This is a genomic window from Paenibacillus sp. NPDC056933, assembly GCF_042674385.1.
Taxonomy (GTDB): domain Bacteria; phylum Bacillota; class Bacilli; order Paenibacillales; family Paenibacillaceae; genus Paenibacillus.
On the sequence record NZ_JBHUQN010000001.1, the window covers coordinates 2,806,033 to 2,818,511 of the forward strand.

The 12,479-nt window shown below is 46.2% G+C and carries 6 protein-coding genes; 4 read left to right on the forward strand and 2 right to left on the reverse strand.

All coding sequences use genetic code 11. The features are described 5' to 3' along the window. Positions 1 to 186 precede the first annotated feature (186 nt). The 3 genes from ACFTRD_RS12505 to ACFTRD_RS12515 all read left to right on the forward strand — a co-directional run bounded on the left by ACFTRD_RS12505 (position 187) and on the right by ACFTRD_RS12515 (position 9,185). On the forward strand, positions 187 to 4,779 hold the full coding sequence (locus ACFTRD_RS12505) for a golvesin C-terminal-like domain-containing protein (RefSeq protein WP_379380216.1): 4,593 nt from the start codon (positions 187 to 189) through the stop codon (positions 4,777 to 4,779). Between the two features lie 785 nt (positions 4,780 to 5,564). Next, entirely contained in the window at positions 5,565 to 7,853 is a 2,289-nt protein-coding gene (locus tag ACFTRD_RS12510) for a preprotein translocase subunit SecA (protein ID WP_379380218.1), read from the forward strand. A gap of 435 nt (positions 7,854 to 8,288) precedes the next feature. Next, entirely contained in the window at positions 8,289 to 9,185 is an 897-nt protein-coding gene (locus ACFTRD_RS12515) for a hypothetical protein (protein ID WP_379380220.1), read from the forward strand. Positions 9,186 to 9,532: 347 nt separating this feature from the next. On the opposite strand, the gene ACFTRD_RS12520 is transcribed toward ACFTRD_RS12515, so the two are convergent. Both ACFTRD_RS12520 and ACFTRD_RS12525 read right to left on the reverse strand, forming a co-directional pair. Continuing rightward, positions 9,533 to 10,135, reverse strand: coding sequence for a hypothetical protein (locus ACFTRD_RS12520; RefSeq protein WP_379380222.1), 603 nt, complete (start codon positions 10,133 to 10,135; stop codon positions 9,533 to 9,535). Positions 10,136 to 10,473: 338 nt separating this feature from the next. Continuing rightward, on the reverse strand, positions 10,474 to 11,316 hold the full coding sequence (locus ACFTRD_RS12525; protein WP_379380224.1) for an SPL family radical SAM protein: 843 nt from the start codon (positions 11,314 to 11,316) through the stop codon (positions 10,474 to 10,476). A gap of 345 nt (positions 11,317 to 11,661) precedes the next feature. Here ACFTRD_RS12525 and ACFTRD_RS12530 point away from each other — a divergent pair, with 345 nt between their 5' ends. Continuing rightward, entirely contained in the window at positions 11,662 to 12,423 is a 762-nt protein-coding gene (locus ACFTRD_RS12530) for an AraC family transcriptional regulator (protein ID WP_379380226.1), read from the forward strand. Positions 12,424 to 12,479 lie beyond the last annotated feature (56 nt).

Here is a 12,479-nt window from a genome sequence, read left to right on the forward strand (position 1 = left end):
TTACTTAAAATCGTATAAGAAATTCTTAAAATGAAAGAAATTTCACGGTGATGTGACATGCTAATATAAAAACGACAGAGCGGGATTAGCCAAAAGGATAAGGTTAATTGCATTTTTGCGATCGACTGAGCAAAGGAATATCATTTTTTGGAAGCGTTATCATTAAGAAGAGAGGCTGTGATTTGTATGATCCAAAGGAAGCTGTTTTTCTTCATCGTTTTCATGTTGACGATAGTAATTCCTTTCAGCCTGGTCGGAATAAGGACCGCTTATGCGGAAACCTTACCGTATCAGACGATTATCATCGATGACGGGAGCATCACGATCAATGATGTTGTGACACCTGATGCGGGTAACGCGAATAACGGGTTCTCCGCTCCTTATTGGACCACAAGCGCAGGAGTGAAGGGATACAATAATTCCAGTTCCAAATATACGGATGCCGTAGGCAGAAGTATCACATGGAATCCACGCTTGGAAGCAGGGACGGCGAGAATATCATTCTATAAGCTTGATTGGGCAGATAAAGCAGATAGTAATGTAAAAATTGAGATTGTTCATAACGGGATTACAGATGTCATGTTTATGGATCTTAGACCTTCGTCGGGTCCATCGGCCGGATGGGTGGATTTGGGGGAGTATGAATTCAGTGGTGATGATACCGAATTTGTCAGGCTGACTCGAACACAACCTACGACGGGCACGATTATTACTCGGGCCGATGCAGTCAAGTTCGAAGGGAATATCCAGCAGCAAGCACCGCCGTTGCCCCCGCTGCGGAGCCGCACATTAGCTAATCTCAGTTACACGGAAAAAGGAAGCATCGAAAATGCAGACTATAAGGCGACCTTCTATGAGGCAGCATGGGATGGGGGCAAATCCATCGTTCGTGACATGTTCTACAAGAACACGGACACGGGAAACTGGGTGCCGATCAATACTGTGGCGGAAAGACTTGAGGAGCAATGGGTTTTATTGGATGGGAATGCGGGGAGCCGAACCAATTACTACGATACCATGAACAAACGCTGGATTACATTCGACGGGATCACTTTTCCCGACAACCACACGGCGGTATTAACTGATTCCTCTCATGGAAGTGATTACGATTTTGAAGTGAACTGGTCCATGGCAGGGGATAAACCAGATGTTTCCTTCGCCTTCACGCCTCGCCGTGATGGCAATTATGTGATCGGATATCAGTCCTTTACAACAGAGCTGATCTCCGGCGTCAATGAAGTGTTAAATGGATTTAGGTCGCATGCAAAAATGGTAGGTACGGTGGAATCAACAAGCTTGAGGGAGCTGAGCGCCCCGATGAGTCTGGTTGAGAAGAATGACGGTTCAGGGAATCCTTTGACATATGGGGTATTTGTAGCATCGGAAGAGCTTCCGGTTGAATTTGAACCGACGGGAGGCGTTACGAAACAACGGCTTGGCATGAGCCTTGTCAACAACGAAGGCAGCGTGCAGCCCATCCTGTATGCTCCTCAATTAGGGACTTATTCGCAAATGACCGCGGAAAACACCTATCAATTCCATATGGGTTTAATCGCTCAAAAAAGCAATCTGTATGAGTCCTACGCGGATATTCTTCGTAATGAGTACGGTTATTCTGCATACCGGGAAAATGTCTCGAACCTGTCGCTTACTGACGCGATGTTCAATATGATCGATCTGCTTAAGATAGAGCCGCAAGGGGATGACTCTGTTGATTATGTCCCGTCACCCAGCGGGTGGTGGAGCCGTGCCAAGGGCTTTATTGATATCGAAAACGAGGATAGCGTTCGAACAAGTTCGAATGCGGTTCTTCTGGGAGCTTACTATTTGACCGGGGATGACCAGCTTTACGATAAGAGAGCATTGCCGTCCGTCCAATATGGCGTATCGCGAAATGGTATCGGATGGTCGCCGACGCAGAAGAACGTATACGGCGTGCCTTCGTTATGGAAAATGGCCACCCTGCCGTTCGATGTTTCAAGCGTAGCCGCTGTCAATCAGATGATGGGAACTTCGGCAGGAATTGGGGCGATGGCACAGGAGGAGTACCTCATGCGTGACCCTGATCAGAAAGACCGGGGGCCTGTCATTCAGCCCCTGATGATGTATCGTATGACGGGAGAGGCACAGTATCTACAGGCTGCCAAGGATGCAGCAGACAACTATATCTTGCAGCATATCGATACGCCTGCATCTGTGAATGTGAGTAAAAATGAGTTCATTTATTATTATAGCAAGCTGTGGATGGAGATCCTGGAGCTTTATGAGGAAACGCAGGATCCCAAATACTTGAATGCCGCTTATAAGGAAGCTAAACGGTATGCAACCATGTTCGTTGCTCGTCCGGTTCCGGAAGGTAACGTTACGATTCCGCAGCCTGAGACGTATAATTACGCGGAGTCGTTCCATTGGCCAGAAAGCGGTAAATTTCAATATCCTAGGCTCAAGCTTCCAGAAGATATAGCCGGAGGCGTTCAAGCGGATCGTTGGCTTGTTTCACCGAGCGGATTGACGTTCGAAGCAGGAAGTACAACCGGCTATTATCGGATGAATGCTCAGGAAGCTCCATTCATGCTGAGATTGTCGCTCTATACAGGGGATAAACTGCTGCAGGATATTGCTCATAATGCGGTTATTGGTCGATATTCCAGTTATCCAGGTTATTACTATAAAGGTTTCGCCGTTAGCCAACTTGAACCGGACTTTCCTCTGGAAGGCCCTAGCGGGGCTACATCCATCTATTATCACCACATCCCGGGGCAGCTCGGGCAAACGATGGATTATTTGATTAGCGAACAATCATTGAAGTCGAATGAGAGTATTTCATTTCCTTCGGTATTCGAAACAAATTTTTTATGGTTCAAATATCACCTCTATGGGAATAAACCGGGCCAATTTTATGGTAATTCCGACGTTTGGCTCTGGATGCCCAAAGGAATTATCCAGACTAACGACCCTCAATTGAACTGGATAACAGGAGAGAGCGGGGATAAATTCTACATCGGGTTAAGCAACGTATCGTCAGAAGAAGTTCAGACTTCAATCGAATTGAATGAACAAATCATTGGGTTCAACCCGACACAAGATTATACCGTAACGATCATCCGCGATAATGGCACACCAGAACAAACGGTTATGAGTGGCGGAATCATTCAGGCCACGGTTTCAAGCAAGGGAATCACCGCTATCATTGTAGAAGGACTCAACATTGATGTGCCGCTGCATCAGGTCAGAACTGCTGATCCATCGGATGCAAGCTATTTCTTCGATACCCACAGTCCAATCGATGCGGTTAAAGGCATGTTGATCGTTAAGCCCGACGAAACGGTTTATGATGCTTATGTGCAGGCCAAAACGACAAAACCAGCGACAATCCATTATTCCTTGGATGGCGGAGCTACGTATACGACCATCCCGGATACGATCTATCCGATGGAATGGTCGGTACGGGTGAACGATTTATCCCAAACCTTCACGTATTATGTGGAATCGGAAGGGAAACAGACCCGCAAACGGACACTCTATCTGCCTGATCAGGTAACGGAAACTCCAGTCCAACCCGATGATGGGCAGGATGGTTCATCTATCATTGTGGATAATACAGAGGCGGAGACAGAAGGTGTTTGGATAAGGGATACGACGGCTAACGACTATTACTATGATAACTATGTGTATGCCAAATCGACAGCCAGCACAGCGACAAGCAAAATGAAATGGCGGCCGGAGCTGCCGGAAAGTGTTACTTACAGTGTGTATTACAAGCTTCCGCAGATAACAGCTGCGACTGAAAATTGGGCAACGAATGCCTCATTTACCGTTTATTATAGCGGGGGCTCCGAAACAGTTACCGTTGATGAGACAACGGCCAATGGTACTTGGGTACACCTAGGTGACTATCCTTTTGCTGCAGGCGATAGTGGCTACGTGGAACTAACCAATAAGGCCAATAAATCAAGGGTAGTAGCCGATGCGATCATGTGGGTGGATTCGAACAGGATACCGCAATTGGAATCGGCGGTGATCCTGTCCGATCGGAACGAGCTGCAAATGACTCAAAACGCACAACTGAGCGTAACCGGCTATTTGGATAACGGTTTGATCGGTGATCTGTCACAGGCCAATGTGCAGTATTTCGTTGACCGTACGGATCTGGCTGAAGTGGATAGCAGCGGTAGGTTAACCCTTCTAAATCTCGATGCGGCAACGGATCACATTGAGGTATGGGCCACGGTCACGATTGACGGAGTGACCTTAACAACTCCTTCTTTGTCCATAACGATCAAGGACCTAACGGTTATCGTCGACAGTACAAATACAACGGGGTTGTACACGACAGAAGGGTCTTGGAACCAAAGCAATCTAGCTGGATACAAAATTGGGGTTAAGTCGCGTTACACTACAGTACAAGGATCATCAGCAACGTGGAAAGGCCAGTTTCCGGAGGGGAAATATACGGTCTCCATCTTCAAGCTCGTCCATACGACGGCAAACGATAATCATGTCAAAGTGGAAGTGAAGCATAAGACGGGTACCGAGGTCACGTATATCGATGCAACGGTCGGCTCATCAGGTTGGGTTAATCTGGGCACGTTCGACTTTACGGGAGACGGCAGTGAGTATGTTCGCTTAACCAGGGAGACTCCAACAACAGTAGACCCACCAACGCTTCCTGCCGATATGATCTATACGAGGGTCGATGCAGTTAAGTTCGAACGACATTCCGTTAGTCCGGAGCTGCTTGCAAATGAGGAGCCAGGAAAACCGGCACTTTCCGAATAATAGCGGTGTTGAGGTGGCAAATACACAATTTTCGGGAAAAGCTTCTGGCATTTATCAAGAGTACATGAATGGAAGTGGAATAACGGTAAGTGATGTTATACAAATGATTGTAAAATAACCCTAAGAGCTGAGTGGATGAGAACGATCCATTCGGCTTTTTTTGTCAAGGGATAAGAACTTGTTTCGACCACCGATTACCATAATCATAATACTCCCGCTAATTCAATCTACCTGCTCGGAAGAGGCAGCAATTTGCAAGCCATGTTACCCCAAATAAGAATGGAACTCCGGAAGACGACCCAAGAGGAAAAGATTATTTTTCTGGGGCATTGCTATCCGCGGATATGCGAATTTATTTGTTTCAAGATTTTGAGATAATATGGAAACTTCCTCCAAGCAATTGCGTATGTAAAGCCATATCTAAAAATAAGAAAATGATAGGCAATAAGTTGGGAGATGAAATCTGATTCACTGGCTGAATAGTTATAGATAAAGAAGGAGAAGAACGTTTGCCAAGATAGGCATTATCGTAATGTTACTTGGTTATACTTCGCTTTACGTTCAGGTAGCCTTTGTCTGTCCTGGAATACAATCTAATAGGACAAGCTTTTTGTAAGAAAGCTTCATTGAAGTATAAACCTATCACCGGGTTTCCCGTCTGAAAAAGGGAATTGGGGAAACAACGATCGAAAGATGTACTGCACTCGCTAGTGGCTAGTGTGATTTATTAATGCGGTTTTCATAACTATAGAATCGGGCATTTCTACAGAGGAGGGATCAAACCAATGAATTTAGTTGGCAAGTTGATGCGAGAATTCAAAGACCGCGATATCCGTCAGCAGTTGAAAAGCTATCGAGACAAAGTGGAACTCATCAGGAATCGGAATTTGGAGACTTGGGATGATCAGCGGCTTCAAGAGAAATCTCTCCGCCTGAAAGATGAAGCAAAAAGGGGCACGCCTTTGGATGAGCTGCTTGTCGATGCCTATGCGTTGGTGTGCGAGGCAGCGAAGAGAAAACTCGGATTACAGCCTTACGATGTGCAGATCATGGCTGCCATCGCTCTGCATGAGAGGATTTTGATCGAGCAGCATACGGGTGAAGGAAAAACACTCTCTGCTGTAATGCCTGCATATCTAAATGCGCTGACCGGCCAAGGCGTTCATGTGCTGACTTTTAACGATTATTTGGCAAATCGAGATGCCGAGTGGATGGGCCCGATCTATCGTTTTCTCGGGTTAAGCGTAAATTCGGTGCAAGCGGGTATGAGCCTGTTCGAGAAACAGGAAGCGTACGCCAAGGATATAACCTATGTGACAGCTAAAGAAGCGGGCTTTGATTATTTGCGCGACACGATTGCACTAAACGAAGCTGATATGGTGCATCGTCCTTTCCACTATGTCATCGTTGACGAAGCGGATTCACTGCTTCTCGACGAAGCGCGGGTACCGCTAGTCATTAGCGGAGAATCGGGCTCTTCCAAGAGCGACGACATTCGTTTCGCAGAAGTGGCTCGGCAGCTCGAACAAGTAGAGCATTACGAATTCGACGAGTTCCAGCGGAACGTTTACTTGAATGAAGCAGGCGCTGCGAAGGTGGAGTCGCTGCTCGGATGCGGCAATTTGTACGATAGCCATAATAGTCATTTGTTAACGTCATTAAATTGCGCGCTGCATGTGGAAACGTTATTAAAGAAAGATGTCGATTACATCGTCCGAGACGGTAAAATCGAGTTAATTGATGAATATACTGGCCGCGTGGCGGAGAACAGGTATTTGCCGGACGGGCTGCAAAATGCGCTTGTTGCCAAAGAAGGGCTACAGTGGAAGGCAGGCGGCAAAATTCTCGGGACGATTACCATCCAACACTTCATTAGCCTGTATCCGGGAATTTGCGGAATGACGGCTACGGCGCACGCTTCAGCAATGGAATTCGAAAATATCTATGCGCTGCAGGTCGTGCCAATTCCGCCGAACCAGCCAAACATACGGATCGACCACCCGCATCGGATTTACACCCATAAAGAAGCCAAACTTAAGGCGCTTGTACAAGAAATTTCGTCTGTCCATGCGATGGGACGTCCGATTCTCATAGGTACGTCTAGCGTCGAGGAGTCAGACAAGCTGGCGGAAGCGCTGGCGAGCGCCAACGTACATTGCCATGTTCTGAATGCGAAAAACGACGTAAAAGAAGCCGAAATCATTGCTAAAGCGGGAGAAATCGGTGCCGTAACGGTGTCTACGAATATGGCAGGACGGGGAGTCGACATTCGGCTCGGCGGTGGCAACCGCGAGCAGGCAGAAGTAGTCGCCAAGCTGGGAGGATTATACGTGATGGGTACGCATGTGAACGAAAGCGTGAGGATTGACGACCAGCTGCGCGGGCGTGCCGGCCGCCAGGGTGACCCGGGAGCTTCCGTATTTTTCGTAAGCTTGGAAGACGAGTTGATGCTTCAGTTTGGCATCCATAAAGCGGTTCGCACTCCTAGGCAGGATGGGGCTCTCGAGGAGTCGTTGCTCCGCAGTAAAATCGAGCATATTCAGCGCGTTATTATGGGCCAAAACTTCGATATCCACCAGGAACTGAACAGTTATTCGGATATGGTGGAGGATCAGAGGCGAATTCTATACGCGGAGCGGCTCCGAGTTTTGAAAGGCGAGCAGCCGATGAGCCCTTCGGAGCAGCGGGTACGGCTTTTCTATATCGACGAGTTCTGGGCTGAACATCTGGCATACGTTTCTTACCTTCGCGAAAGCATCCACTTGGAAAGCATTGCCAGCCGAAATCCAATCGACGAATTCCATACGCAAATCACCCAGGCCTACGAGAAAATTCCAGCTAACATCAATAAGGAGTCTACGAATATGCTTCTAAGACTTGGAGGTTCAAACGATCCAGCGGAGTGGGAAAAGCTCGGTCTGAAAAGCCCTGCTTCCACCCGGACCTATATTATCAACGATCAGTACAGCCAGAATAAGCGTAGCTCATGGACCGGAACGACCGTATTGGCTTTTTGGGGCAGCAAGATTTTGAGGTTGGTACTGTGGCCCGTATATAGGATGTCAAAATATTGATGCAGAGTAGCCTTTTTCAAGGATAATCGAAAAAACAGGGCCAGGCGAGGAGACATTGATCATGAAACGAGTGGATTCGAACAATTCGAGGCGATACCAACGTAGCTGTCACCAGGGGCAAAGCAGATGGAAATGTTGCAGAATGGTTTCGCCAGTTGTGCTGCACCACAACCAGGATTGGGGCATATGAAGATGCGGTTTATTTACGATTCCGAGAACAGAGAAATAGGGCATAACGCGTTTTGTAAGTGCTTATCTTCGTTAACTAAGAAGGGCATTTGACAGTGGGATGTAGTGTAAATATCTGGTATGATATAGCTAAAAAATTATGGATGTGAAGGTGTGTATGGCTAAATATTCTCAGCGTCAATGCGAACGAAAAATAGTTGATCGACCCGGCCGTTCCGCGGGGACTCCCTCTGGAGGGCCATGCCGATGAGGGATGCTGCGGAGGGTCAGCAGAAGTACGGGCAGCAGGAGCACATCGAGACGCTGCCACTATTCTCCACCATGGACAAGGGCGGACGGATGACGGAGCTCCGGCCGGGACGTCGCGTCGGACGCGCGGCTCCGCTGCTGCCGTGGTTGCTCGCAGCCGCTGCACTGTGGGCTCTGACAGGCTCCGTGCCGTTCGGCGCCCTGCTCGGCCTAGCGCCGACAACGTCGATCAGCATGCTCCTCGGTCATCCGGTCACGGTGAGCGTCGCTGTGGTGCTGCTGTACGTCGCGATCACTGCGACCGTCACACTGTACTCGCGAGCGATCGAGCAGTTCGGACAGATCAGGGTCGCTGGCCTGTTTGCGTCGCTCGCGGTCACAGGAGGGTTCGTCGCAGCCGCGGGAGTCCTGCTGCTGTGGATGCTGACAAGTGATCCGTCGCGATCCTTTGACCTCGAGGCCATCGCGACGTCGCCGACGATCCCGCCAGAGCTTGGCGCTGTCGTCGGGGCCAGTTTTGCCCTCTGGGCCACCATTGCGCTCCTGCGGTTGCTCGGCTCAATCGCCCATGCCCGGCGACGTCAGGCTGACATCGAGCGCCTCCGCATTGAGGGCTCGTTATTCACCGGGACGCTAACCGCCGTGAGCTTCGAGAACAGCTGGCTCTTCGATCTCCCAATATTCACGGTCGAGGTAGGTTACATCGTCGACGGTGCTCCTCGTGTCGTCTCTGCACACATGCGCACCAGGGCCGACCGCGTCCCCGTCGTCGGCTCGCGTATGCTCGTGCTGACCGATAATCGCGGAACCAGCTACATGGAGCTGGACCCGTCCAATGGAGCAGCAGGATTCGAGCCGGACGCGAGGAAGTACGCCGCATCGGACCAAGGATGAAACGTATACGGAGCTACAGCATTTGACAAGGCAGCATGAGTTCGTCACGGGAATCTTTATGCAGGCGAGGCTGAACAGTAGATGCTTTACTGGAGGAAGTGCTTGGTCATTGGAGAGAGCCATTCTAGTTCGTCTCAAAGCAAGGCCCTGCTAAGATAAATGTCTAACTGAAGTTTACAATTTTTCCTACCCGGCTGTCCCTTAACTGTCAAAAGTTAAGTAGACGGCCGGGCGGTCAAGGGGAGCATAAGTTTTTCTTCGAGGGAGAAGAGCACACAGAAAAGAAAAATTGAAGTTTTTGTTAGGTGTGATCACGATCGGGAGTTCACTTCAAACCTCTTTCATTTTTATATTTGTTTCAATTGTTTAATCATAGCAGTCCAAATTCTTAGACCAGTCACCCATAGGGTCAGAGCCGAACTGAAACCGATAAAAGTAGATGTCGCAATCAGGGATACATGGTTAACAGTAGCATTTATTGGTAAGAAGAAAGTAATCACGCCTAAAATACAGAGTGTTATACCTGTACCATAATAAAAATTTTCTCGAAACAATCGAGCTAAAGGAAAAAAGTGGATACCGACAATGATTGCCATGACAGGAAAAAAGACTTCAAAATAATTAATCATGTTACATATTACACTTGCGATAAAGATAGCAAGCCCTTCCAGACCAAAGACCCAACCAAATTTTCGATTTATGTTTCTCCTCTGTTCTATCTCTTCTGGTGTTGCAGCATGGTTCATATTACGAGCTTTACCAAAAAGAGATATCGCTCCGCTAAGTAAGATTAATGTCACAATACCTGAAAGAACAAGGGACCAAGGATCTCCAAGTCCATGTGAACCAATAATACCAATGGATGCCCAAAGAGCCCCAAAAAAAGTCATGAACATCACACCATTTGCAGCACCAAAGACCGCAGCTTTCGGTAATTTTACTATACTCATTAGTTCACGACTCCTTGATCGAATTTATATTTGTACTTATATAACCATCCTTCCTCCTTATTGTCTAGTTTTTTAATTGTTCAGTTCCATTCTTGGACGAGAGGATAGGGAACATGTCGTGTTAATCACTTCTTACCTATTTGCATTACAAGAAGACAAACGCCAAACTAGCAAATAGGCAAAAAGTACACTTCGGAAGAACAGGGCAACCACTAACAACCAGGGATCACGCACTTGGTCGGTTTAAGTTTGCTGTTTCAAAATCATTTTCTGTAAAATTCAACTGTTCATTCTCCTTTATCTTCCTATACCTTAAAAGTAGGACAGGACCCGCCTATTCACAATACTTTTCCTTTTAAGGGATAAACCATATCGGAAGAAATGAAAATCATTTTTCCCGGAAAAAACTTTTTAAAATACTTTTCGACTCTAAGATGAATATCCAATTGATACCATCCAGACAACTCGTTCTCTTTAAATAAAAATGGCATGCCTAAGCGCTCGGAACGTTTCCCCCTTGTTCCATCTCCAATGTTAAGGGTGTCGATGTAGATGCGATCAACGATGTACTCCAGTGCTTTAGGGAAATCTGGAGTGAATGGAAGTACCGGCGAAATAGAAGCTTGGGTAGCGATGCCCACGTTATTCACTTCTTTTAATGCCTTCAAACGCAACTTAATCCCCGGAGCATGGGGAGCGAACAAGCTTTTCATATCTTCCCGATCTGTTTCTATAGTCATGGAGACAAGGACCTCACATTTTTGATTTAGTTCAAGTAATAAATTAAGATCCCTTACAACAAGAGGACTTCGTGTTTGTATCTGAAGGAAATCTGGAGGGTGTTGGACCATTTCCTCCAAAATAGAGCGTGTTAACTCCGTCTTCCGTTCCAGTGGCTGATAGGGATCTGTTGCAGTAGACATAAAGAGATTAATGGGTTTATTTCTTCGACGGAGACTTACCACTTCATTCCTGTAATTAACGGCAGCATTTGTTTTGATGCTTACCCATTCTCCCCAGGGAGTATCGCTGTACCTTTGGATGGGCATTTCTCTAACGTAGCAATACCTACATCCAAAAGCACAACCACTATAAGGATTTAACGAATGTGTGAAACCAACAGTGGAATCTCCTTTCATTTCAGTTAAGATTTTTTTTGCTGTTATGCTATTAACCTGCATGTTACCCTCCCTTATTTTGGGTGCTGATACTCAAATAAATTCAAGAGCAATCGGATCAATCACTTTCTACGCACATTATTACCGGTTTTGTTTCGTCCCCATATTATGATATGATCATTTTAGGTCATTTAACAGATTCAATGAAGGCAAAAACGCGAAAATAATTGACACTTTACGGACATTTTGATTTTACAAATACTCTTAAAGGAGGTTCGTGTAATCGTTCATCCATTCAAACAGGAAAATAATATAAGGCCTCTTAAATATAAACCCGTGTTTTCTCATCCATACGATCTGGAGATTTTCAGTGTATCTTCTCTCAAAAAGCGAACTCCAGAGGATCGTATGCAAATCACTTATCGTTATGAATTTTATATGCTCATTTGTATCACCGAAGGAACGTGTACTCAATGGATCGATTTTGAGCCCATCCCTTGTAAGGAAGGAACATTGATAGCAGTAACACCTGGACAAGTCCATAATTTTGGACACGATGAGAACTGGGAAGGATGGGTTATTCTATTCCGCGAAGAATTTCTTCTTCCTACTTCACTTACGATGAATGAACTGAATTTTATGATGGATATCGAAAGAACGCCTAATCATTTAACTTTAAATAATGCAGAGCTGCATCGAGCGATCACATTAATAGAGCAAATGATTCAAGACTCTATAATTCAAGGAGCCAAAGAGGATGTTCATATGTTGTTACGCTATCAGCTTTATGCATTCGTAACTTGGCTCAACATTATTCATAAGCAAAAAAAATTTCCTTCTACTTCTCAGGTCTCAAAAAAGTTTTTGAAATTTCAAGAATTAGTGGAGAAAAATTATGCCCAATTAAATCATGTTAGTGACTATGCTGCCCTTTTAAATTGCACAGAAAAAACTTTAACACGGGTTACAGTCGCAGCTGTAGGAATAAGTGCTAAAGCTTTTATTTCTGCTCGAATAAGTCTTGAAGCTAAGCGTTTATTAATGCATACAGATTACTTGATTAGCGACATTGCAGAAAGGCTTAACTTTCAGGAAACTACTCACTTTAGTAAATTTTTCAAACGGGAAACTGGCTACACTCCTGTAGAATTCCGAAAGCAGAACCTTTGATTTATGTATAATCATTCCCCTTAAATTGAATTTTTCGAGGTGGTATCTATTCTTAT

What these genes read in the sequence shown, in the direction of transcription:
- ACFTRD_RS12505 (WP_379380216.1), top strand. Translation starts at nt 187, where the DNA reads ATGATCCAAAGGAAGCTGTTTTTCTTCATCGTTTTCATGTTGACGATA.
- ACFTRD_RS12515 (WP_379380220.1), top strand. Translation starts at nt 8,289, where the DNA reads ATGAGGGATGCTGCGGAGGGTCAGCAGAAGTACGGGCAGCAGGAGCAC.
- ACFTRD_RS12530 (WP_379380226.1), top strand. Translation starts at nt 11,662, where the DNA reads ATGCAAATCACTTATCGTTATGAATTTTATATGCTCATTTGTATCACC.
- ACFTRD_RS12520 (WP_379380222.1), bottom strand. Translation starts at nt 10,135, where the DNA reads ATGAGTATAGTAAAATTACCGAAAGCTGCGGTCTTTGGTGCTGCAAAT.
- ACFTRD_RS12525 (WP_379380224.1), bottom strand. Translation starts at nt 11,316, where the DNA reads ATGCAGGTTAATAGCATAACAGCAAAAAAAATCTTAACTGAAATGAAA.
- ACFTRD_RS12510 (WP_379380218.1), top strand. Translation starts at nt 5,565, where the DNA reads ATGAATTTAGTTGGCAAGTTGATGCGAGAATTCAAAGACCGCGATATC.